20 protein-coding genes are annotated in these 21777 nt (G+C 62.6%); 10 read left to right on the top strand and 10 right to left on the bottom strand.

Features of this window, described 5'->3' with window-relative positions; translation table 11 throughout:
* Positions 1 to 36: 36 nt before the first annotated feature.
* A complete protein-coding gene (locus tag ACZ41T_RS06030; RefSeq protein ID WP_464923576.1) occupies positions 37 to 732 on the top strand; it encodes an anaerobic ribonucleoside-triphosphate reductase activating protein in 696 nt (231 codons plus the stop codon).
* On the opposite strand, the gene ribD is transcribed toward ACZ41T_RS06030, so the two are convergent.
* From ribD to glyA, 3 genes are all read right to left on the bottom strand, one after another.
* Positions 729 to 1820: a bifunctional diaminohydroxyphosphoribosylaminopyrimidine deaminase/5-amino-6-(5-phosphoribosylamino)uracil reductase RibD gene (gene ribD / locus ACZ41T_RS06025; protein WP_464923575.1), complete on the bottom strand. Its 1092-nt coding sequence runs from the start codon at positions 1818 to 1820 to the stop codon at positions 729 to 731. The two genes, ACZ41T_RS06030 and ribD, sit on opposite strands and share 4 nt — an antisense overlap.
* Positions 1821 to 2270 carry a transcriptional regulator NrdR gene (nrdR, locus tag ACZ41T_RS06020; RefSeq protein ID WP_464923574.1) on the bottom strand — a complete coding sequence of 150 codons (450 nt, stop codon included), beginning with the start codon at positions 2268 to 2270 and terminating at the stop codon, positions 1821 to 1823. It abuts the gene before it with no gap.
* A 124-nt stretch (positions 2271 to 2394) separates the two neighbouring features.
* Complete coding sequence (gene glyA / locus ACZ41T_RS06015; protein ID WP_464923573.1) at positions 2395 to 3639, bottom strand: serine hydroxymethyltransferase; 1245 nt, start codon at positions 3637 to 3639, stop codon at positions 2395 to 2397.
* 90 nt (positions 3640 to 3729) lie between these two features.
* Here glyA and ACZ41T_RS06010 point away from each other — a divergent pair, with 90 nt between their 5' ends.
* The 4 genes from ACZ41T_RS06010 (at position 3730) to ACZ41T_RS05995 (ending at position 8586) form a co-directional block, all read left to right on the top strand.
* A complete protein-coding gene (locus ACZ41T_RS06010) occupies positions 3730 to 4818 on the top strand; it encodes a TRAP transporter substrate-binding protein (protein ID WP_464923572.1) in 1089 nt (362 codons plus the stop codon).
* 79 nt (positions 4819 to 4897) lie between these two features.
* The gene (coq7, locus tag ACZ41T_RS06005; RefSeq protein ID WP_464923571.1) at positions 4898 to 5521 is read left to right on the top strand and encodes a 2-polyprenyl-3-methyl-6-methoxy-1,4-benzoquinone monooxygenase; all 624 of its coding nucleotides are present in this window, start codon (positions 4898 to 4900) and stop codon (positions 5519 to 5521) included.
* A gap of 405 nt (positions 5522 to 5926) precedes the next feature.
* A complete protein-coding gene (locus ACZ41T_RS06000) occupies positions 5927 to 7189 on the top strand; it encodes a hypothetical protein (protein WP_464923570.1) in 1263 nt (420 codons plus the stop codon).
* Between the two features lie 191 nt (positions 7190 to 7380).
* A complete protein-coding gene (locus ACZ41T_RS05995; RefSeq protein WP_464923569.1) occupies positions 7381 to 8586 on the top strand; it encodes an SNIPE associated domain-containing protein in 1206 nt (401 codons plus the stop codon).
* Positions 8587 to 8767: 181 nt separating this feature from the next.
* On the opposite strand, the gene ACZ41T_RS05990 is transcribed toward ACZ41T_RS05995, so the two are convergent.
* The 4 genes from ACZ41T_RS05990 to ACZ41T_RS05975 are packed head-to-tail and all read right to left on the bottom strand — an operon-like array spanning position 8768 to position 12927.
* Positions 8768 to 9862, bottom strand: a complete 1095-nt coding sequence (locus tag ACZ41T_RS05990; protein WP_464923568.1) for an ABC transporter ATP-binding protein — start codon at positions 9860 to 9862, stop codon at positions 8768 to 8770.
* Positions 9863 to 9904: 42 nt separating this feature from the next.
* Positions 9905 to 10744: a carbohydrate ABC transporter permease gene (locus ACZ41T_RS05985; protein WP_464923567.1), complete on the bottom strand. Its 840-nt coding sequence runs from the start codon at positions 10742 to 10744 to the stop codon at positions 9905 to 9907.
* Positions 10745 to 10747: 3 nt separating this feature from the next.
* Positions 10748 to 11647, bottom strand: coding sequence for a carbohydrate ABC transporter permease (locus ACZ41T_RS05980; protein ID WP_464923566.1), 900 nt, complete (start codon positions 11645 to 11647; stop codon positions 10748 to 10750).
* Between the two features lie 5 nt (positions 11648 to 11652).
* On the bottom strand, positions 11653 to 12927 hold the full coding sequence (locus ACZ41T_RS05975; protein WP_464923565.1) for an ABC transporter substrate-binding protein: 1275 nt from the start codon (positions 12925 to 12927) through the stop codon (positions 11653 to 11655).
* A 454-nt stretch (positions 12928 to 13381) separates the two neighbouring features.
* Here ACZ41T_RS05975 and glpK point away from each other — a divergent pair, with 454 nt between their 5' ends.
* The 3 genes from glpK (at position 13382) to ACZ41T_RS05960 (ending at position 17042) form a co-directional block, all read left to right on the top strand.
* Positions 13382 to 14932, top strand: a complete 1551-nt coding sequence (gene glpK, locus ACZ41T_RS05970) for a glycerol kinase GlpK (protein ID WP_464923564.1) — start codon at positions 13382 to 13384, stop codon at positions 14930 to 14932.
* Positions 14929 to 16563: a glycerol-3-phosphate dehydrogenase/oxidase gene (locus ACZ41T_RS05965; RefSeq protein ID WP_464923563.1), complete on the top strand. Its 1635-nt coding sequence runs from the start codon at positions 14929 to 14931 to the stop codon at positions 16561 to 16563. Before glpK ends, ACZ41T_RS05965 begins: the two co-directional genes overlap by 4 nt.
* A gap of 350 nt (positions 16564 to 16913) precedes the next feature.
* Entirely contained in the window at positions 16914 to 17042 is a 129-nt protein-coding gene (locus ACZ41T_RS05960; protein WP_464923562.1) for a hypothetical protein, read from the top strand.
* An 88-nt stretch (positions 17043 to 17130) separates the two neighbouring features.
* On the opposite strand, the gene ACZ41T_RS05955 is transcribed toward ACZ41T_RS05960, so the two are convergent.
* Entirely contained in the window at positions 17131 to 17406 is a 276-nt protein-coding gene (locus ACZ41T_RS05955) for a hypothetical protein (protein ID WP_464923561.1), read from the bottom strand.
* Here ACZ41T_RS05955 and ACZ41T_RS05950 point away from each other — a divergent pair.
* Positions 17398 to 18666: an EAL and HDOD domain-containing protein gene (locus ACZ41T_RS05950; protein ID WP_464923560.1), complete on the top strand. Its 1269-nt coding sequence runs from the start codon at positions 17398 to 17400 to the stop codon at positions 18664 to 18666. The two genes, ACZ41T_RS05955 and ACZ41T_RS05950, sit on opposite strands and share 9 nt — an antisense overlap.
* Positions 18667 to 18848: 182 nt before the next feature.
* Positions 18849 to 19244 (top strand): DUF302 domain-containing protein, encoded by a 396-nt coding sequence (locus tag ACZ41T_RS05945; RefSeq protein WP_464923559.1) that lies wholly within the window; start codon positions 18849 to 18851, stop codon positions 19242 to 19244.
* A gap of 297 nt (positions 19245 to 19541) precedes the next feature.
* Here the strand turns inward: ACZ41T_RS05945 and ACZ41T_RS05940 are convergent, their stop codons facing one another.
* Together ACZ41T_RS05940 and ACZ41T_RS05935 are read right to left on the bottom strand one after the other, a co-directional pair.
* Positions 19542 to 20429: an ADP-polyphosphate phosphotransferase gene (locus tag ACZ41T_RS05940; protein WP_464923558.1), complete on the bottom strand. Its 888-nt coding sequence runs from the start codon at positions 20427 to 20429 to the stop codon at positions 19542 to 19544.
* A gap of 52 nt (positions 20430 to 20481) precedes the next feature.
* Complete coding sequence (locus tag ACZ41T_RS05935; protein WP_464923557.1) at positions 20482 to 21741, bottom strand: cation:proton antiporter; 1260 nt, start codon at positions 21739 to 21741, stop codon at positions 20482 to 20484.
* Between the last annotated feature and the right edge of the window lie 36 nt (positions 21742 to 21777).

The raw sequence follows: 21777 nt of genomic DNA, 5'->3' as shown, positions 1-21777 counted from the left end.
TGCCGCGCCCACGATTCTGACGCTACGCCAACCATCATGACGTTGCGCGTGGGCGGTCTGACACCGCTTTCCACCACCGACTGGCCCGGCATGCTGGCCGCGGTGGTGTTCTGCCAGGGCTGCCCCTGGCGCTGTGGCTATTGCCACAACCCCGGCCTGATTCCCGCGCGCGGCGACCACGAAATCCCCTGGGAAGACGTGCTGGCGTTTCTGCGTCGGCGCCAGGGGCTGCTCGACGGCGTGGTGTTTTCCGGCGGTGAGCCGACCGCGCAGGCGGGCCTGCCTGACGCCATGCGCGCGGTGCGCGAACTCGGATTCAAGATCGGGCTGCACACTGGCGGCATGTATGCCAAGCGCCTGGCCGAGGTGTTGCCTCTGGTCGACTGGGTGGGGATGGATGTGAAGGCGCCGTTTGCCGATTACATGCTCACCACCGGTGTTGAGGGCAGCGGCGAGCGTGCGCGCGAAGGTCTGCAGCAGCTGATTGCATCCGGCGTCGACCATGAAATCCGCACCACCGTGCATCCTGCCTTGCTGCCCGATTCTGACCTTGTCGAGGTTGGCCGCGATCTGGCCACACGCGGCGTCAAGCGCTACGCGATACAGGCTTTTCGCAGTCAGGGTTGCGGCAATGAAAGCGTGTGCCGGAGTTCAACGCGCGAACGTCCCCTGAAGGAAGTCGGTGCCGAACTGAGCGGCTTGTTCGAGAACTTCTCGGTCCGGGGGACTTAAGCGGGCAGCAGCGTCAGGCGCAGGTCGCCGCCGATCTGCCGCACATCGCTAAATTTGAATCGCGCGGCATCAGCCAGTGCGCTGAGCGCGGGCTGTGAAAACAGCCCGCGTGCGTCATCGCCCACCGCCATCGGCGCCACGTAGGCCACCCATTCGTCGATCAGCCCGGCTTTGACCAGCGCGCCGTTGAGTGCGGCGCCCGCTTCGACGTGCAGTTCGTTGATGCCGCGCTGCGCCAGCAGCGCGAGCAGCGCGGCGAGATCGACGCGGCCGTCTGCTGCGGGCAGTTCGACCACCTCCGCACCCGCCTGTTCGAGTGCGGCGCGCGCATCGGGCTCGGCGTGGTGGCAGGCGACGAGCGCGGGCAGGATGGCCGCGTCGGCCGGCGTGCGCAAGGCGGAGTCGACGACGACCCTGAGCGGCTGCCGGTCAATGTCGAAATCGCGTACGTTCATGCGCGGATTGTCGGCCAGCACGGTGCCGCTGCCGGTGAGGATGGCGCAGGCGCGTGCGCGCAGACGCTGCACATCGGCGCGCGCCGCTTCGCCGGTGATCCACTGCGAGGCGCCGTTGGCGAGTGCGGTCTTGCCGTCCAGCGTCGATGCGGTTTTCAGCCGCACCCACGGGCGGCCCCGCGTCATGCGGGAAACGAAACCGGGATTGAGCGCGCGTGCCGCGGCCTCCAGCAGCCCGACCTCGGCCACGATGCCAGCCAGCGTCAGCATGGAAATGCCGCCGCCTGCGACAAGGGGATTGGGATCGGTCATCGCCGCCACCACGCGCCCCACGCCCGCGTTGACCAGCGCCTCGGCGCACGGCGGGGTGCGGCCGTGGTGCGAGCAGGGTTCCAGCGTGACGTACACCGTCGCGCCGCGTGCGGCATTGCCGGCCGCTTTGAGTGCGTGGATTTCGGCGTGCGGGGTGCCGGCGCGTTCATGCCAGCCTGCGCCGACGACATGGCCATCCCTGACGATGACGCAGCCGACGCGCGGATTCGGGCTGGTGGTGTAAAGCCCGCGCGCTGCGAGCTGCAGCGCGCGCGCCATGTGGGCATGGTCGGCGGCGCTGAAGTGGTCGACCCTGGTCATTTACTGATCGATGTCGCGGATGACATCGCGGAAGTCGTCGACGTCCTGGAAGCTGCGGTACACCGAGGCAAAACGGATATAGGCGATCTTGTCGAGCTTCTTCAGTTCGGTCATCACCAGCTCGCCGACTTCGCGCGCAGGCACTTCGCGTTCACCCAGCGTCAGCAGACGCTGGCGGATGCGGCCGACCGCGGCGTCGACCAGCTCGGTCGAAACCGGGCGCTTGTGCAGCGCGCGACGAAAGCCCTCGCGCAGCTTGGCTTCGGAAAAGTCCTCGCGAGTGCCGTTGGTCTTGACGATCTGCGGCGGCCGCAGCTCGGCGGTTTCCCAGGTGGTGAAGCGCTTGTCGCAGTCCGCGCAGCGGCGGCGCCGGCGAATCGCATCGCCCGCCTCATTGACGCGGGAGTCGATGACCTGGGTGTCGAGGGAGCCGCAGAAGGGACATTTCATTTTTTTAGGGGATGGGAGTTAGGATCTAGGGGCTAGGGAAGGAGCGGCCTTCGGCCGTGTTCTTTAAGAAAAAGGCGCGAAGCAACATCCCCTAACCCCTATCCCCTAGTTCCTAAATCCTGACTCACCCGTACACCGGAAACTTCGCCACCAGCGTCGCCACGTCGCCCTTCACCCGCTCGATCACCGTCTCGTCGGTCGGTGCGTCGAGCACGTCGGCGATCAGGTGGGCGAGCTGTTCGGATTCGAGTTCGGTGAAGCCGCGCGTGGTGATCGCCGGGGTGCCCAGGCGGATGCCGCTGGTGACGAAGGGTTTCTGCGGATCGTTGGGGATCGAGTTCTTGTTGACCGTGATGTGGGCGCGGCCGAGCAGGGCCTCGGCTTCCTTGCCGGTGAGGTTCTTGGGCTGCAGGTCGACCAGGAACAGGTGGCTTTCGGTACGGCCGGAGATGATGCGCAGGCCGCGCTCGACCAGTACCTTGCACATCACCAGCGCGTTGGCGATGACCTGCTCCTGGTAGCGCTTGAATTCCTTGCTCGACGCTTCCTTGAACGTCACCGCCTTGCCGGCGATGACGTGCATCAGCGGACCGCCCTGCAAGCCGGGGAAGATCGCCGAGTTGATCGCCTTCTCGTGCTCGGCGCGCATCAAAATGATGCCGCCGCGCGGGCCGCGCAGGGTTTTGTGGGTGGTCGAGGTCACCACGTCGGCGTGCGGCACCGGGTTGGGGTAGACGCCCGCGGCGATCAGGCCGGCGTAGTGCGCCATGTCGACCATGAAGATGGCGCCGATCTCCTTGGCGACCTTGGCGAAGCGCTCGAAGTCGATGCGCAGCGCGTAGGCCGAGGCGCCGGCGATGATCAATTTCGGCTTGTGCTCGTGCGCCAGGCGCTCCATCTGCGCGTAGTCGATTTCTTCCTTGTCGTCGAGGCCGTAGGCCACCACATTGAACCACTTGCCGCTCATGTTCAGTTTCATGCCATGGGTGAGGTGGCCGCCTTCGGCCAGGCTCATGCCCATGATGGTGTCGCCGGGCTTCAGGAAGGCCATGAACACCGCCTGGTTGGCCTGCGAACCGGAGTTGGGCTGCACGTTGGCGGCCTCGGCGCCGAACAATGCCTTCACGCGGTCGATCGCCAACTGCTCGACGATGTCGACGTATTCGCAGCCGCCGTAGTAGCGCTTGCCGGGATAGCCCTCGGCGTATTTATTGGTGAGCTGCGAGCCCTGCGCTTCCATCACCGCCGGGCTGGTGTAGTTTTCCGACGCGATCAGCTCGATGTGGTCCTGCTGGCGCTGGTCTTCTTTCCGGATCGCGGTCCACAGGTCGGGATCGGTCTTGGCGAGGGTGTCTTGGCGGTTGAACATGGCAGTCGGACAGGGCTTGAAAGAGCGCGATTTTAACACGCGGCGGTTCTCGCAGCGGCTCGTATAATCGGCCAAAACCGGAGTGGAATCATGCAAAGACGAGACTTTCTGGCGGGCGCCGGCGCGGCCGCCATGCTGCCGTTGTCGGCCGTACAGGCAGCGCCGGCCGAATTGACGCAGCTGCCGGTGATTCGCTGGCGGCTGGCGTCGAGCTTCCCCAAGAGCCTGGACACTATTTATGGCGCAGCAGAAACCCTGTCCAGGAGAGTGGCGGCGCTCACCGGCGGCAAATTCCAGATTCGCATATTTGCAGGCGGCGAACTGGTGCCCGGCCTGCAAGTGCTGGATTCAGTCGGCAACGGCACCGTGGAATGCGGGCACTCGGCCGGCTATTACTACGTCGGCAAGAACATGGCGCTGGCCTTCGACTGCGCGGTGCCGTTCGGCCTTACCGCGCGCCAGCAGAACGCCTGGATGTACGCCGGCGGCGGCATCGAGGCGCTGCGTACGCTCTATGCCAAGTACAACGTGGTGCAGTTTCCCGGCGGCAACACCGGCACCCAGATGGGCGGCTGGTTCCGCAAGGAGATCAAATCGCTGGCCGATCTCAAGGGCCTGAAAATGCGCATCCCCGGCATCGGCGGCCAGATCATGGCGCGGCTCGGCGCGGTCCCGCAGACCCTGCCCGGCGGCGACATTTATCCCGCGCTCGAACGCGGCGCGCTCGACGCCGCCGAATGGGTCGGCCCCTACGACGACGAAAAGCTCGGTTTCCAGCGGATCGCCCGGCACTACTACTATCCCGGCTGGTGGGAAGGCGAGGCGCAACTCTCCTTCTACGTCAACCAGGCCGCGTGGCGTGCTCTGCCCGAGGTCTACCGCCAGGCTTTCGAAGTCGCCACCGCCGAGGCCAACCAGCTGATGCTGGCGCAATACGATGCCAGGAACCCGCCCGCACTGCTGCGCCTGGTGGGGCAGGGCGTCAAGCTGCATGCCTATCCCAAGGACGTGATGCTCGCCGCGCGCCGCGCCAGCTTCCAGATGTATGAGGAAGAGGCCCGCACCAACCCGGATTTCGCCGCCATCTACCGGCCGTGGAAGCAGTTTCGCGACACTGAATTCCAGTGGTTCAAGGTTGCCGAAGCGGCGTATGCCAACTTCAATTACTTTGTAAAATGACGCGCGCGTCCATTCGACCATCTGTTCGCCCTGAGCGTGTCGAAGGGCCCGGCCGCCTAAAGAGAATCCCGAGGCACTTATGAACAAACTCGACCAACTCATCACCACCTTCGACCTCGGCCTGCGCACCGTCTTCGCCAGCCCACATGCCGGTCGCCCCTATCCGGGCACCGGTCCGGAAGCCGAGATGAGCGATACAGAAAAAGCGAAAGCCGCCGCGCTGATGCGCGTCAACCACGTCGGCGAAGTCTGCGCGCAGGCGCTCTACGCCGGCCAGGCGCTCACCGCCAAAAATGAAAAAGTACGCGCCGAACTCGAGCAGGCCGCCCGCGAAGAAACCGATCACCTCGCCTGGTGCGAAATACGCATCAACGAACTCGGCGGCCGCAAGAGCCTGCTCAACCCGCTGTGGTTCGGCGGCGCGTTCGGCATGGGCGTCGCCGCCGGCCTGCTGGGCGACAAATGGAACCTCGGCTTCCTCGCCGAAACCGAACGCCAGGTCGAGGCCCATCTCGCCGGCCATCTGCAGAAACTGCCGCAAGCCGACACGAAAAGCCGGGCGGTGGTCGAGCAGATGAAGATCGACGAAGCGCAGCATGCGCAGACCGCGGTCGATCATGGCGGGGCGCCCTTGCCGTTGCCGGTAAAGTGGGCGATGCGGTTTGCTGCCAATGTAATGCGGCAGACTGCCAGTCGGGTTTAGCTTGTGCGGGTAAGGCCAAATGCTTGTCGATGCGTATAAAGGGCCAGTCTGGACCTGACGGCGGGTGTCAGCATTTATATTGGGTGGTCTAAAATCGGCCGGGAACCGCCGTTCAGATTTCGAAGCAATGATGGTCAGCTATCTGGGGTGGAACTGCCGCTGATATCCCGGAACCGGCTGAGTGTTTTTCGGCCGAAACCGCCATTGATGGCTTGATGCTTAAATGCCCGTTCCATTTTTCATTGCTGCCATTCGAACTGATCTGAAAGGAAATTTGTGCCGATGAATCAAAGTGGCCGTTTATTACCCCTTGCCGTATTTCCGTATGTTGCAGGTACTTGTATGGAATATCTCTTGGTCGTCTAGGTTACGATATTGCATTGAGATAGACATAGGATTGGCGCTATGGCACGACGTGGATTCTTTGCGGAGCTTCAGCATCAGTCTCGCGTGGCAGCACGAGAGAGAGAGCGGGCAGAGCGAGAAGCGGTTCAGCGCCATTACGCGGCGGTTCGACAGGCCGAAGAGGCGAAGAAGGCGTCGGAGCGTGCCCAGAATCAAATCGCGAAGGCGGCGGATTCTGAACGTAAGCGTCTAGAGAAGGAGGCCCGCGAAGCTCATTTAGCCGAGATGGAAGCGGTGATACTTGAGCGAAACGAAAAACTCGAACAGATTTACGCAGAGATTGACTCGCTGCTTGCCTCCACGCTTGCGGTGGATGACTACGTTGATCTAAACACACTTCGAATTGAAGTGACCCAGCCGCCATTCGATCGTACTGATCTTGAAGTGCCAATTCCGCAGCCGACCCACATACCCGATCCTATAAAGCCGGTTCTGGTTCTGCCCACCCCGCCCTCCGGTCTGGCCAGTTTCTTCGGTAAGAAGAAGTACGCCGAGGCCTTAGCCAATGCGCAGTGGGCACATGAGCAGGCTTTGAACGAGTGGCACAGTGTGTGCCGCGATGTCGTGACACGTCGCCAGAATGCCAAAGATACGCGAGCCCGCGATGAAGAGAGGCGTCTTGACACGCTCAGGGTCGAGCGTGAGCGGTACGCCCAAGAGTGTGCAGAACGCGAATCGGAGGCTGCCGTCAATAACAGGCGGCTTGACGAACTAATCACGAATCTGGGGTACGGGACTACTGACGCGATCCAAGAGTACATCTCTATAGTTCTGTCGAATTCGGTATACCCAGACCAGTTCCAAGTGATACATGAGTTCGAATTCGACCCATCAACTGCCGAACTTCGCCTTCGCGTGCTGGTGCCCGGACCGTGCGATATCCCCGCGATCAAGTCATATAAATACACAAAGGCCGCTGACGAGATTACCTCGACGACGCTCTCACAAAAGGAGTGTCGCGACCGATACACCGGCGCGATTCATCAGGTAGCGCTTAGATCTTTCCACGAAGTATTCGAGTCTGATCGTCGCGGTCTCATTAAGACAATTTCTTTGGAGGTCGGTACCAACACAATTGACCCTGCAACTGGCCAGCAGACCTACGTTCCTTTCGTGATCGCTGCCGCTGAACGCGAAACGTTCCTTGCGTTCGATTTGTCGGCAGTTGTGCCTGCACTCACGCTGGCACGCCTCGGCGCTGCCGTTTCAAAGAATCCATATAGCCTGGTTGCCGCCGATCGCTCCGGAGTTCGTCGGTCGTGACGCAATCCGATCGGTTAGTCTTTAACCCACCACCGGGGTGGCCAAAGCCCCCAAAAGGGTGGACCCCGCCGAATGGCTGGAAACCTGATCCTGCTTGGCCTTCTCCGCCACCCGGTTGGAAGCTCTGGATACCAGACGACACCCCAATTGAGACTAGTGAATTCCGCAGTAATTTAGATTCCGCCGCCGCGGTGCAGAAGTCTCAAGATGAATCTGAGGTGCAGTCACCAGAAAATAGGGACCAGCGGATTGCGCTCTTGGAGGCGGAGAACTCGGCCTTGCGCGCACGCTTGGAGTCATTTGGTACAGACCCAGCCAACGTAGTTGTTCTCGACGACGAACGAATTCTTCAGGACGTCGGAATCTATCGATATCACCATCCGCTTGAAAACGCGCTTGCCTATCGGGAACGTCTCGATGACATATCGTCGCGAATAGCCGAAATGGTCAAAGCAGGCGCGGCGATCGAAAAATCGAACATGTTCACCTTCGACGGCTCGTTGGCGAAGGGTCGCGCGATGACGAACGACTTGGCGAAGCTGATGCTCCGTGCCTACAACGCTGAAGCGGATAACGTCGGGCGGTCCCTTCGTGCAGGAAACACTGTAACGGCCATCAAGCGACTTGACGCCGCCAGAACAGCGATTGCCAAACTTGGCAAGATGATGGAGATGCGTATTGGAGACGAGTTCCATGCTCTCCGCATCGAAGAGATCGAGCTCATAGCCGACTATTTGATGAAAAAGGAGGAGGAAAAAGAAGCCGCGCGCGCAGAGCGAGAGCGGCTGCGCGAGGAGCGCAAGGTAGAACTAGAGCTGGCTGCTGCGCGAGAACGTCTTGAGAAGGAGCGTAGCCACATCCTGACGGTGCTCGAGAAGGTCCGAGCAAGTGGCTCAAGCGACCCTGATCTAGATCGCAAGCTTGCGGATATCGATAGTTCCATTGCTTTGAATGACTACCGCGCAGCTAACATTCGAGCGGGCTACGTCTATGTCATCTCTAATCGCGGTGCATTCGGCGAACGCGTCGTGAAGATTGGACTGACCCGCCGACTAGAGCCGCTTGATCGTATCAATGAACTTGGAGACGCGTCGGTCCCATTCCGTTTTGACGTACACGCAATTTTCTTTTCGGAAGACGCCGTGAGTCTTGAGAACGAGTTGCACGGGCACTTCTCGGGGCGTCGCGTGAACTGGGCGAATAATCGAAAGGAGTTCTTCTTTGCCTCTCCTGCTGACGTGCGCACAGTACTTTCGGAAAAGTTGGGAAACCTGCTGGAGTTTGCAGAGCATGTTGAGTCGACCGAATACCTTCAGAGCGTTAGGTACTGGCCAGACCACATTCAGCCACCACAACCGTCGCACGCAACAGAGCAGACGCCCCAGCTCGCCCGCTAAAGATCGAAAAGGTGATTGGCAACTATCGGTAAGCGGCATCTAGGTTTCGCGTCGGCCCAAAGTTTCTTTTTAAGCTGCTCAAATGGCAGTAATGCGAGGTGCAACGGTCATTTTTGCATCAAGCGATAAATGACCGTTCCGGCCGAAAAGTGCTCATTGATGGCGATCCCGTCGCGCGTATTCAATCCAGTCGCGGCAACGCCATCCCGGTTTCGTCGAACAGGTAGCACGCGTGCGGCGGCACGGCGACCGACACGCGCTGCCCCACTTCGATCGCGGTGTCGCCGGCGGATTTGATCACCAAGGGTTCGTTGTTGCCGCAGGCGAGGTGGACATAGGATTCCGAACCGAGGTGTTCGAGTGCGATGACCTCGCCGTCGAGTTGCGCAGCGTCGGTGGCGGTGGTTGTCAGGTGTTCGGGGCGAAGGCCGAGCGTGAGCTTCGCGCCCGGACGAAGACGCGTCGTGTCGGCGACGGCGGCGGCGACGGACCGGCGGCTGCCGAGGTCGAGTGTGATCTGGCCGGCGTCACAGCCGGTGACGGTGGCGGCCAGAAAATTCATCTTCGGCGAGCCGATGAAGCCTGCCACGAACAGGTTGCGCGGATGGCGATACAGTTCCAGCGGCGCGCCGATCTGTTCGACCGCGCCGGCGTTGAGCACGACGATGCGGTCGGCCAGCGTCATCGCTTCCACCTGGTCGTGCGTGACGTAGATCATCGTCGTGCCGAGGTCGCGGTGCAGGCGCTTGAGTTCGATGCGCATCTGCACGCGCAGCGCGGCGTCGAGATTGGACAGCGGCTCGTCGAACAGGAATACGCGCGGCTGGCGCACGATCGCGCGGCCGATCGCCACGCGCTGGCGCTGTCCGCCGGACAGCTCGCGCGGCTTGCGGTCGAGCAACGGTTCGATTTGCAGGATGCGGGCGGTTTCACGGACGCGGTCGGCAATGCGACGCTTGTCGGCCTTTGCCAGTTTGAGGCCGAAGGCCATGTTGTCGTAGACGCTCATGTGCGGATACAGCGCGTAGGACTGGAACACCATGGCGACCCCGCGTTCGGCGGGCGCCCATTCGGTCACGTCCTGACCATCGAATGCAATGCTGCCGGCGCTGACATCCTCCAGGCCGGCAATCAGGCGCAGCAGCGTGGATTTGCCGCAGCCGGACGGCCCGACGAACACGGCGAATTCGCCGTCGCGAATATCGAACCCGACGTTCCTGACGGCTTCGGTCTTGCCGAAGCGCTTGCCGACAGCCTGCACGGAAATGGTAGCCATGGGTTACGGTCTCCTTTTGTGCATCAGTTCACGCATTAACAATCAGCCCTTGATCGCGCCGGCGGTGAGTCCGGAGACGATGCGCCGCTGGAACACCAGCACCAGCACGATCAGCGGCACGGTGACGATGACCGACGCGGCCATGATGTTGCCCCAGGGCAGCTCGTGCGAGCTGGCGCCGGAAATCAGGGCGATCGCCACCGGTACGGTGCGCATGTCGCTCGACAGCGTAAAGGTCAACGCGAACAGAAACTCGTTCCAGGCCGCGATGAAGGCCAGCAGGCCGGTGGTCACTATTGCCGGCCCCATCAGCGGCAAGAACACGCGCGTGACGATGGTGAGCGGGGTCGCGCCGTCGACGATCGCGGCCTCTTCCAGCTCCTTTGGCAGCTCGCGCATGAATGTCGTCAATACCCAGACCGTGAACGGCAGGGTGAAGATCAGATAGGAAAACGACAGCGCCAGCAGATTGTTGTACAGCCCGAGCGCGCTGATTAGCTCGAACATGCCGGACAGCACCGCGATCTGCGGGAACATCGACACGCCGAGGATCACGAACAGCAGCAACCTGCGGCCACGAAACTGCACGCGGCCGACCGCGTAGGCGGCGGCCAGCGCCAGCGCCAGCGATAACGCCACGGTGGAAACCGCCACGAACACCGAGTTGAGAATGTTGCGGCCGAAAGGCTGTTCGCGGAATACCGCGACGTAGTTATTCCACTGCGGATGCGTCGGCCAGAACTCCACCTGGAACAGCGCCGAACCCGATTTCAGCGATGAGACGATGGCCCAGTAGAACGGGAACACGGTGTAGAGGCCGATGACGATCAGCAGCAGATAGAACGCGCTTTTCCCGATCAGGTGTTTCAATCTGCGGGGCATGCTTCAGTTCTCCCGACCGACGCGGGCCATGGTGAGATAGACGACGGTGAACAGCGCGATGATCGCGAAGATCATCGTCGCCGCCGCCGAGCCGAAGCCGAGGTCGCCAAAGTCGATGAGCTGCTGGCGCGCATACACCGACATCGACATGGTGTCGCGGCTGTTGCCGCTCATCACGTAGACCAGGTCGAACATGCGCAAGGCGTCGAGCAGGCGGAAAATGATCGCCACCATCAGCGTCGGTTTGAGCAAGGGCAGCGTAATGCGGAAGAACACCTTGAGCGGATGCACGCCGTCGACGCGGGCGGATTCGAAGCATTCCTTCGGCAGCATCTGCAGCCCCGCCAATATCAGGAGCGCCATGAACGGCGTGGTCTTCCAGACGTCGACCAGGATAATCGACAGCAGTGCGGTGTCCGGCGAAGCAAGCCAGGCGACCGGCTCGGCGATCAGGCCGAGCGCGAGCAGCACATGGTTGATGACGCCGAACACGTCGTTGAACATCCAGCTCCACATCTGCGCCGACACCACGGTCGGGATCGCCCATGGAATCAGGATCGCCGCGCGCAGTCCGCCGCGGCCGCGAAACTGCGCATTCAGGGCGAGCGCGATCGCCAGGCCGAGAACGGTTTCGAGCGATACCGAGATGGCGGCGAATACGACCGTATTCCGCACCGCCGTCCACCAGTTCGCGTCGAGCAGCAGATAGGCGAAGTTGTCGAAGCCGACGAATCTGGCCGAAGCGGGGTCGATCAGGCTGGCATCGGTAAAGCCGTAGGCGATGGTCTTGGCCAGCGGCCAGCCGGCCACCAGCGCCAGCACGACCAGCATCGGCGTCAGGAACAGCCAGGCCGAACGCACGCGCTGGCGCGTCAGCCGGGAAACGGGAGCGTGCGCGCGCATGCTGTTCACCAGCTTCCCCCGTGCGAGAGCCGCGTCAGTTTGCGCTGCAGCGTCGCCAGCGCGGGTGCTGCCGCCGTCTTGCCGCTCAGTACGTCGTGCACCGTGTAGTAGAACTCGGCGCTGACGCGTGCATATTTGCTGCCTGTAATGCGCGAAGGCCGCGCCACTGCATGCTCGAAGGTCGGATAGAGCGTGCCGAAAAACGGTGCCGCGGCGAGCACGTCCGGATCGCGGTACAGCGCTGTTATCGTCGGGTTGTAGGAACCTTCGATCGCGCGGCGTTTCTGCTCGGCGTAGCGGGTGAGGTAGCGCACCAGATCGGCGGCGAGCTGTGGATGTTTCGAATACCGCGACACCGCCAGTTGCCAGCCGCCGAGCACGCCGCTGCGATGGCCGTGCGGTCCGCCCGCGGGCAGCGCGATGATCCCGATCCTGCCGCGGATCGGACTGTCCGCGGCATTGCCTAGCGCCCACGCGTACGGCCAGTTGCGCATGAACACGGCGTTGCCGGACTGGAACACGCCGCGGCTTTCCTCCTCGTCGTAGTTCAGCACGCCCCGCGGCGCGATGTCGCCGATCCAGCTCGCGGCCAGTTCCAGCGCCGCCGCGGCGCGCGGGTTGTCGACCGTCACCGTGCCGTCGGCGTCGACCAGCATGCCGCCGCCGAAGCTGTCGATCCATTCCAGCGCATCGCAGGTAAGGCCCTCGTAACCCTTGGCCTGGAACACGAAACCGTGCATGCGCGGATTGCCGGCCGCGCGCTCGGCGGCCTGAATGCGGCGCGCGGTGACAGTCAACTGCTGCCAGGTGGCGGGCGGACGTACATCGTATTTTTCCAGCAGATCCTTGCGGTAATACAGCACGCCGGCGTCGGTGAACCACGGCATCGCCACCAGCTTGCCGGCTATGGTGTTGTTGGCGATCAGCGCGGGGAAGAACTGCCGGGTGGCCTCGCTGCCGATGTACTGCGACAGATCCACCAGATGCGGCGCCAGGGTGCCGGGCCAGACCACGTCGATCTGGAGGATGTCGATGTCGGACGAATGCGAGGCCAGAATCTGCTGGTACAGCGCGAAGCGCTCGGACGCCGAGTTCGGCGTCGAGACGACCTTGACCGGGTTACCGGTCTGGCGTGCCCAGGCCTCGACACCCTGGCGGCACAAGCGTAGCTCCACCCCGACCGCGCCGCAGGAAATCGACAGCGTCGCCGCCCGCACCGTTCCGCTGCCGCCGAGAAGAATCAGCAGAAAAATCAGGAGCGTGGGCAGCGGTGTCCGCATCGTGTGGGAATCCTCGATTGATTGTTATTGACGTGCCCGCGCAACCCAGCGGCGTTTGACGTGAGCAGCCGGGCGCCGCAGACGCGAGATCCTAGACTCAATGCACAGGGTGCGTTTTTAGCAGGGACGTTTGTGCAGACATCAAACACATCCGCGACTGTCACTCAATTGCTTGACCGTGTACATGATCGAATTCGACTCAAGCTTCACAGCATCCGCACGGAAATGCAACAAGCCCATGGGCTTTCGTAAACAGGCTGCGCCTTCCTGCGCATTCGCTCGGCGCTCGCAAAACGTACCGTGCGGTACGCTCGCGTGGCGGAAAAAATCCCGTGTTAGCATGAAAACAGAACGTCTTTCGCCAGGAGGCGGTGTCGACGCGACGTGTGTCCCGGTCGTGCTGAATCAGTCAGCGCCGTCCGGGCGATATGACACGCACGTATGTGCCGCCTGATTGAAAACCAGGGTCGCTCATGGCTCACATCCGGAGATGAAGATGAAATACGTGCTCGCGCTCGACCAGGGCACCACCAGTTCGCGCGCGATCGTGTTCGATCACGCGGGGCAGATCAAATCCGTCGCGCAGAAGGAGTTCCGGCAGATCTTCCCGCAGCCGGGCTGGGTCGAACACGATCCCAACGAGATCTGGTCGTCGCAGATCGGCGTCGCCGCCGAGGCGATCACCAGCGCCGGGCTGTCGGGGCGCGACATCGCCGCCATCGGCATCACCAACCAGCGTGAGACCTCGGTGGTATGGGATCGCCGCACCGGGCAGCCCATCCACAACGCCATCGTGTGGCAGGACCGGCGCACTGCAGGCCTGTGCGACGAGCTGCGTGCGGCGGGGCACGAGGCGCTGTTCCAGCGCAAGACGGGGCTGGTGCTCGACGCGTATCTCGCGGGCACCAAGCTGCGCTGGATCCTCGACAACGTGCCCGATGCGCGACGGCGGGCGGAGGCGGGCGAGCTGGCGTTCGGCACCGTCGACAGCTGGCTGCTGTGGAAACTGAGCAGCGGCGCGCTGCACGTCACCGACGCGACCAACGCGTCGCGAACGCTGCTGTTCGACATCACGCGGCAGGCGTGGGACGACGAGCTGCTCGACGTCATGCGGGTGCCGCGCGCGATACTGCCCGAGGTGCGCGACTCCAGCGCCATGTATGGCGACACCGACCTGCTGGGCGGCGGGCGCATTCCCATCGCCGGGGTGGCGGGCGACCAGCATGCCGCCCTGCTCGGGCAGGCCTGCACCCGGCGCGGCATGGTCAAGAACACCTACGGCACCGGTTGCTTCATGCTGATGAACACCGGCGAGACGCCGATCCCGTCGCACAACCGCCTGATCACCACCACCGCGTGGCGCATCGCAGGGCGCCCGAGCTATGCGCTGGAGGGCAGCATCTTCATCGCCGGCGCGGTGGTGCAATGGCTGCGCGATGGGCTGGGCATCATCCGCAGCGTATCCGAGGTGGAGACGCTTGCGGCGAGCGTGCCGGATAACGGCGGCATCTATCTGGTGCCCGCGTTCGTGGGTTTGGGCGCGCCGCACTGGGACCCGTATGCGCGCGGCGCGATCCACGGCCTCACGCGCGGCACCACGGCCGGCCATCTGGCGCGCGCTGCGCTGGAATCCATCGCCTATCAGGTGACCGACCTCATCACCGCGATGCAGGCCGATGCCGGTCTTACCCTCGCCGAGCTGCGCGCCGACGGCGGTGCCAGCGCCAACGACACCCTGATGCAGTTCCAGGCCGACCTGCTGGGGGTGCCGGTCGTGCGCCCCAAGGTCACCGAGACCACCGCGCTGGGAGCCGCCTATCTGGCCGGCCTGGCGGTGGGTTACTGGGGCGGGCTCGACGAGATCGCCGCGCAATGGCAGGTCGAGCGCGTGTTCGAGCCTGCGATGGGACGCGAGCAGGTCGACGCCCTGCGCGGCGGCTGGGATCGCGCGGTGGGGCGCTCCAAGGGCTGGGCGCAACCGGACGCAGGGCCAGCAACGCCATGAATCGCGACGAAGCCATCGAGCGCCTCGCCGCCCGTCGCACGCCCTGGGACATGATCGTGATCGGCGGCGGCGCCACCGGGCTGGGCATCGCGCTCGACGCCGCCACGCGCGGCTACGACACGCTGCTGCTGGAACGCGACGACTTCGCCCAGGCCACCTCCAGCCGCAGCACCAAGCTGCTGCACGGCGGGGTGCGCTACCTGCGCCAGGGCAATCTGAAACTGGTGATGGGCGCGCTGCGCGAGCGCGGGCGCGTGCTGGCCAACGCGCCGCACCTGGCGAGCGAGCAGCCTTTCGTCATCCCCACCTACCGGCGCGGCGAAAGCCTGTATTACGGTTTCGGCCTGGGCGTGTACGAACGCCTCGCCGGGCGCGCCAGCCTGGGGCGCTCGCGTCGGCTCGACGCGGCCGAAACCCGCCGCGAGCTGCCGGGGCTGCGCGCCGATGGTTTGCGCGGCGGCGTGCTGTATCACGACGGCCAGTTCGACGACGCCCGCCTCGCGGTCTGCCTGGCGGCCAGCGCCTGGGACCATGGCGCGACGCCGATCAATTACTGCCAGGTGACGGGATTGCTGCGTGCCGGCGGCGCCGGCACGCCGGTGGCCGGGGTAATGGCGCGCGACCGCGAAACCGGCGCCGAGTACGAGATCCCCGCACGCGTGGTGGTCAACGCCACCGGGGTGTTCTGCGATTCGATCCGGCGCATGGCCGAACCCGGGGCCGCCGCGCTGGTGGCGCCCAGCCAGGGCGCGCACATCGTGCTGGAGCGGCGCTTTCTGCCCGGCCGCAATGCGATCATGGTGCCGAAGACCGACGACGGCCGGGTGCTGTTCGTCATTCCCTGGCAGGACCGGCTGCTGGTCGGCACCACCGACACGCCGGTCGAGGACGCCGAGGCCGAACCGCGCGCGCAGCCGGCGGAGATCGATTTCCTGCTCGAACACGCCGGGCGTTACCTGCAGGAAGCGCCGCGCCGGCAGGACGTGCTGAGCGTATTCGCCGGGCTGCGCCCGCTGGTGCGCGCCGGCAGCGGGCGCGCCACCTCGGCGCTGGCGCGCGACCATTTGTTGCGCGAGGAATCCGGCCTCGTCAGCATCACCGGCGGCAAGTGGACGACCTATCGCGAAATGGCCGAGCAGACCGTCGACGCCGCCGCCCGCGTCGCGCAACTGCCGGGCCGCCCCTGCCGCACCGCGAACCTGCCGCTGCATGGCGCCACCCCCGAAGCCGCGCCGACCCCGCTGCGGGTCTATGGCGCGGACGCCGGCGCGGTGCAGGCGCTGGCGTCCGAGCAGGCGCGGCCGGACTGGGCCGTGCGCCTGCATCCGCGGCTGCCCTACATCGGCGCCGAAGTGGTGTGGGCGGCGCAGCACGAAATGGCGCGCAGCGTGCAGGACGTGCTCGCGCGGCGCACCCGTGCGCTGCTGCTGGATGCGCGCGCCAGCATCGAGGCCGCGCCCCGGGTGGCGTCCTTGCTGGCCGGGGCACTGGACCGCGATGCCGCCTGGCAGACGCACGAGGTGGCAGCGTTTACCGAGTTCGCCCTCGGCTATCTGACGCCCGAGATTCTGGCGGCGGATTTTCCGTCGATGCTGGCGGCACGCGCACAGCGCAGGCGCCACACGAAATAGGGGCCACGTGGCGGCTGGCCGCACATGGCCGGCGCCGCTTCCCCGTCGGGAGAAAGACCGGCGACCATCAGACGGCCTGTCGGTTCATCAAAGTGAACTTAACCCAGATTGTCCATTAGCCGCTTTGTGGCGCGTAGGGTGCGCCGTGCGCACCATGGCGGATGGATCGGTGCGCACGGCGCACCCTACGAACCACCTCGCCCCCGGTCGCACCGTCATCGTGTGCCGAATGGACAATCTGGGCTTAATATAAAGCTACTCATTCTCGCGTAAGGGTCTATGATCATTTCGTGCCGTGTCTGCTTCTGCAAACGCGGTCGTATTTCCGGAGTTGTTGCAAGGAGACCCCCATGGCAAAAGGCCAGTTACGTAAAAACAAGGAAGCAAAGAAACCCAAAAAACCGAAGCAGGTTGTTGTTCCGGTCGGATCGTTCATCACCCCGCCCAAAGCAGACAAGCCGACAAAAGGCCAACGCTGATCTTTGCTGGAACCCAAACAAACGCCACCGTCGAGGTGGCGTTTTTACGTCCGGAGATCCCGGTCGGGGCATGATTTCCCATATGGCTTCAAAAATCGCGACAATAGCCGGCGAAAGTGGGCCGCCGCCCGATGACGGGGACTGAAACGAAGCCCGTCGCTTGGGGATGCCTGATGGGAATGGCTTTTTGATGCTGGATCGCTTGATCGGAATGTTGAGGGGGAAAAAGGCCCGGCGGTGCAAAGACGCCGAGCATGGCCGCCTGTTTGTGTCGCAGCGCGAACAGGCGGCCTTTCGCAAGCTGAATGTCGTTGCGCCCTTGGCGGGCGAAGTGGATAAAACCCCCGCCCAAGTGGTGACTCATTCGACCGCTCCGCTGGCATCCCCGCCCGCCAGGGCGATCGTGCGCCGCGAGGCCGTGCTGGGGAAGAACACGCGCGTGGCGGGGTATACCCTGAGCCTGGGGTACAAGATCAACCCGCGGGTACGGGCATCCAGCATCGGCATCCAGCGCCTGTACGACAAGGTGCTGGTGCGCAATCTGCAGGAGATGGGGATTCAGCGCTTGCTGGCCTACCGGCTGGCCTTTGTCGATGTGTCGGCCAGCTCCCTGGAAATGCCTTTTCTCGAAGCGCCGCAGCCGCAGGGTATCGTGTATGTGGTGGGCACCAACACGCAGCTCGTCGCAAACCATGCCTCCGGCCTGGCCGGACTGGGGCGCCTGCGGGCGCTGGGATATCGCACCGGCCTGCGCGCAGACGTCATGGAACTCCCGGGCATGGCGCCATTCCTGGCGCGGGCGGATTTCCTGTTCATCGATATCGGCAACAGCGATATCCCGGTCATCAGCGACCGGATGGATGCCGCGCTCAGGCTGGCCCCGGCAATCAGGTTCGTGGCGACCAACATTCAAACCCTGGAGGAATACAACGTCTGCGCCAGCCTGCCGTTCGCGTATTACCAGGGGCCTTTCATCACCAGTCGGGAAAAGCTGGACGCGCCGAAGATGGATGCCGGCCGCCTCAAGATTCTGGAGCTGCTGAACAAGCTGCGAAGCGATGCGGGGGCGTCCGAGCTGACTGCCCTGATCAAGCAGAACCTGGCGCTGTCCTACAAGCTGCTGCGCTACATCAATTCCCCGGGAACGGGGCTGACGCACAAGGTCGCCACCCTGGAGCAGGCGCTGATGGTGCTGGGCGAGCAGAAATTTTATCGCTGGCTGACGCTCTTGCTGTTTACCAGCGGCGAGTCAACGGGGCTGGACTGGGCGGTGATGGAAAATGCCCTCATCCGTGCGCGGCTGGCCGAGCTTTGCGCCCGGGACGCCCTGTCCGCAGAGGAGCGGGATGAGCTGTTCGTGGCGGGCATGTTTTCCTTGCTGGATGTCGTGCTGTCCATGCCCATGGAGGATGTGCTGAAGCAGGTCAGCCTGCCGCCATGGGTTGACGAGGCGCTGCTCCATCAAGCCGGGAAATATGCGCCCTACCTCGACCTGGCCATCGCCTGCGAGCAATCCGATAACGACAATGTGGCCGCGCTCGCGCAAGCCATCGGGCTGGATCTTTGGCGGGTCAGCAGCTTCCATATCGACGCCATGCTCTGGGCTCAGGAAATCGGGGAATAAGCCAGCCAATTCGAGCATCAATACGTATATGTCGCCGAATCATTTTTCGCTGCGGTCCGACGAGGCATACCAGCCGTGGTGGAAGATGGAGCGACAATCGCCCGAACCCTGATTGCATTGCGGTCTCTGTCACGGCGAAGCAGGTAAAATGCCTCATTGACCCCCCAATCAGGAGCAACACCATGAGCGAATACGGATTCGACACCCAGATCAGCGGCCCCTTCGACGCAGCAGTGGACAAGGTCACCGCCGCACTGAAAGCCGAAGGCTTCGGCGTGCTGACCGACATCGACGTGCAGGCCACCTTGAAGGCCAAGCTCAATATCGACGGCCGCCCCTATCGCATCCTCGGCGCCTGCAACCCGCCGCTGGCGCACCAGGCCATCAGCGCCGAGCCCGATGTCGGCATGCTGCTGCCGTGCAACGTCGTCGTGCGCGAGGAAACGGACGGCAAGGTGACCGTGTCCTTTCTCGACCCCGGCATCATGGAGAAACTGGTGAGCAACCCGGCCGTGCACAATGTCGCGACCGAAGCGCGCACCCGTCTGCTGCGGGTGAAGGACAGCCTGGCCGCCTGAGCGGTTTTAACGGCCAGGGCGTTGCTGCCAAACGACCCATGCGATTTTGCTTCAACCTGGAAACCGCTTTGGACGCGCTTGAAGCTTGAAAAACGAAAGTATTCAAGACGTGCGTCTGTGGGTGCATGCTGAAGGCGGCCATCGAAAGATCGGCCGCTTTTTTGTGGCCGGCTGAAGCGGTGGCGGGCGGGTCCTTGCATGAGGCAAACGATGCCGTAACCGCCTTCAGGTCTTCAGCCGTTTTTCAACACAATAGATCGATGACAGATCATCGAGGTTTTACATACGCGGCCGCGCTCAGTTGCCACCGGGCGCTTCCTTCATCAGCTGTTGGCGGATTGACAGCAATTCCTGCTGGCGCTTGGCGTCGGTCTCGGGGTAGTGCATGTTCAGGGCATTAAACGTATCCAGAATGATCCGGGAGACAATCAGCCGGGCGTTCTTTTTGTCGTCGGCGGGCACCACATACCAGGGCGCGTTTTTTGTGCTCGTTGCGCCGAGGCACGCCTCATAGGCCTGCATATACTGTTTCCAGTATTTCCGTTCTTCAATGTCGGCAATACTGAATTTCCAGTTCTTGTCGGGCTCGTCGATGCGATCGAGGAAGCGCTTGCGCTGCTCTTCTTCCGACAGGTGGAGGAAGAATTTGATGATCCGGGTGCCGTTACGATAAAGATGATTTTCCAGGCCCATGATGGAACGATATCGCTCCTGCCAGATCGTTTTCTTGTCGAGCCCCTCATCCGGGAGCCCCTGGCTGCGAAGAATCTCCGGATGCACGCGAACGATCAACACCTCCTCGTAATAGGAGCGATTGAAGATGCCGATCCGGCCGCGTTCGGGAAGCGACTGCGTGGTACGCCACAGGAAATCATGATCCAGTTCCGTCGCACTAGGATGTTTGAAGCTGAACACCTGGCAGCCTTGGGGATTGACGCCGGACATCACGTGGCGGATGGCACCATCTTTCCCTGCAGCGTCCATGGCCTGGAAAATCAGCAGCAGCGCATAGCGGTTGGACGCGTAGTGCAGACGCTGCAGTTCGCTTAACTCCTCCACCTGGTTTTTTAGCTTTTTGTGATAATTCTTCTTTGACTTGTAAGCCGGATCGACACGCGTCGGCCACTTCTTGAGATTGACCTTGTCGCCTTCCTGAACCCGGTAATCCTTTGACTTGATTTTCATCGCTATCCTTCCGCCGACAACAAGACCGGCTTTTGATAAAAGCAGTTATCTGTCAATCCGCATGCAGGCAGGGCTGACTGGCATTACCCCTCTGCGCGCGCACCAGCTTACCGATGCTCAGGCCCTGAACCAGGATCGAAAACACCACTACCCCATAGGTCAGAGCCAGCACCAAATCGCGTTGTGGCCCGCTTGGAAGCGAGAGTGCCAGTGCCACCGAAATACCGCCGCGCAATCCGCCCCAGGTAAGCACCTGTAATGCACCTTGTGGCAAATTGAACACACGTTGTAACAGAACGAGGGGAGCGCCCACCGACAGCAGTCGTGCCAACAGGGTAATGACAATGACGACTGCCGTGGCCAGCGCCAGGCTGGTCGAAAACTCGATCAGGACCACTTCCAGTCCGATCAACACAAACAACACCGCATTGAGCATTGAATCGAGCAATTCCCAGAACATGTCCAGATGTTCGCGCGTCTTGTCCGACATCGCCAGTGCGCGGCCATGGTTACCAATGATCAGTCCGGCCACCACCATGGCCAGTGGACCGGACACCTGCAGATGATTCGCCAGCGCGTAGCCGCCAAGTACGGTGGCCAGCGTGATCAAAACCTCCTCCTGGTAGCTGTCGATGCTCTTCAGCATGCGATAGGCCAGATAGCCGAGCACCAATCCGAACACGATCCCGCCGCCGCCTTCTTCAAGCAGTAACAGGGCACCGTGCGCTACAGTCGGAGGCTCGCCGCTGGCGATCATCGCCAATATCAACGTGAACAAGACCACGCCAATACCGTCATTGAACAGCGACTCGCCGGCGATGACGATCTCCAGGCTTTTCGGTGCATCGGCCGATTTCAGTATGCCCATCACGGCAATCGGATCGGTCGGCGAGATCAATGCGCCGAATATCAGACAGTAGGAAAGCGGCAGTGCGATGCCAAGGTACGGCAGGATCGCCCACAGGACAAAGCCGACCAGCAGGGTCGATGTCAGTGTGCCGAACACCGCCAGGATACCGATTTGCCATTTGTACGCTTTCAACTCACTCAGATCGACATGCAGTGCTCCGGCAAATAGCAAGAGGGACAACATCCCCTGCATCAGTAATTCCGAGAAATCGATTGATGAGAGGAGTGACACCTCATAGTCACGCAAAGCGCCAAAACCGAATTTGGCTAGTCCCAACAGCGCGAATGAAAGGAGCAAGGCAGTGCCCATTACGCCAATTGTGGTTGGCAAGCCTATAAACCGGTGATTCAGGTAGGACAGCAGAGCGGTCAACACAAGACATATAACGGCAACGTCGAACATGAATGATTTTCCCTGAGGGACTCCGCATAATCAGTA

The sequence above is a fragment of the Thiobacillus thiophilus genome (assembly GCF_055378705.1).
This window is presented reverse-complemented; position numbering and strand designations above follow the sequence as displayed.

Excerpts from the sequence above, each read along its gene's own strand:
- ACZ41T_RS06030 (WP_464923576.1), top strand. The coding sequence starts at position 37 with ATGACGTTGCGCGTGGGCGGTCTGACACCGCTTTCCACCACCGACTGG.
- ribD (WP_464923575.1), bottom strand. The coding sequence starts at position 1,820 with ATGACCAGGGTCGACCACTTCAGCGCCGCCGACCATGCCCACATGGCG.
- nrdR (WP_464923574.1), bottom strand. The coding sequence starts at position 2,270 with ATGAAATGTCCCTTCTGCGGCTCCCTCGACACCCAGGTCATCGACTCC.
- glyA (WP_464923573.1), bottom strand. The coding sequence starts at position 3,639 with ATGTTCAACCGCCAAGACACCCTCGCCAAGACCGATCCCGACCTGTGG.
- ACZ41T_RS06010 (WP_464923572.1), top strand. The coding sequence starts at position 3,730 with ATGCAAAGACGAGACTTTCTGGCGGGCGCCGGCGCGGCCGCCATGCTG.
- coq7 (WP_464923571.1), top strand. The coding sequence starts at position 4,898 with ATGAACAAACTCGACCAACTCATCACCACCTTCGACCTCGGCCTGCGC.
- ACZ41T_RS06000 (WP_464923570.1), top strand. The coding sequence starts at position 5,927 with ATGGCACGACGTGGATTCTTTGCGGAGCTTCAGCATCAGTCTCGCGTG.
- ACZ41T_RS05990 (WP_464923568.1), bottom strand. The coding sequence starts at position 9,862 with ATGGCTACCATTTCCGTGCAGGCTGTCGGCAAGCGCTTCGGCAAGACC.
- ACZ41T_RS05985 (WP_464923567.1), bottom strand. The coding sequence starts at position 10,744 with ATGCCCCGCAGATTGAAACACCTGATCGGGAAAAGCGCGTTCTATCTG.
- ACZ41T_RS05980 (WP_464923566.1), bottom strand. The coding sequence starts at position 11,647 with ATGCGCGCGCACGCTCCCGTTTCCCGGCTGACGCGCCAGCGCGTGCGT.
- ACZ41T_RS05975 (WP_464923565.1), bottom strand. The coding sequence starts at position 12,927 with ATGCGGACACCGCTGCCCACGCTCCTGATTTTTCTGCTGATTCTTCTC.
- ACZ41T_RS05965 (WP_464923563.1), top strand. The coding sequence starts at position 14,929 with ATGAATCGCGACGAAGCCATCGAGCGCCTCGCCGCCCGTCGCACGCCC.
- ACZ41T_RS05960 (WP_464923562.1), top strand. The coding sequence starts at position 16,914 with ATGGCAAAAGGCCAGTTACGTAAAAACAAGGAAGCAAAGAAACCCAAA.
- ACZ41T_RS05955 (WP_464923561.1), bottom strand. The coding sequence starts at position 17,406 with ATGAGTCACCACTTGGGCGGGGGTTTTATCCACTTCGCCCGCCAAGGG.
- ACZ41T_RS05945 (WP_464923559.1), top strand. The coding sequence starts at position 18,849 with ATGAGCGAATACGGATTCGACACCCAGATCAGCGGCCCCTTCGACGCA.
- ACZ41T_RS05940 (WP_464923558.1), bottom strand. The coding sequence starts at position 20,429 with ATGAAAATCAAGTCAAAGGATTACCGGGTTCAGGAAGGCGACAAGGTC.
- ACZ41T_RS05935 (WP_464923557.1), bottom strand. The coding sequence starts at position 21,741 with ATGTTCGACGTTGCCGTTATATGTCTTGTGTTGACCGCTCTGCTGTCC.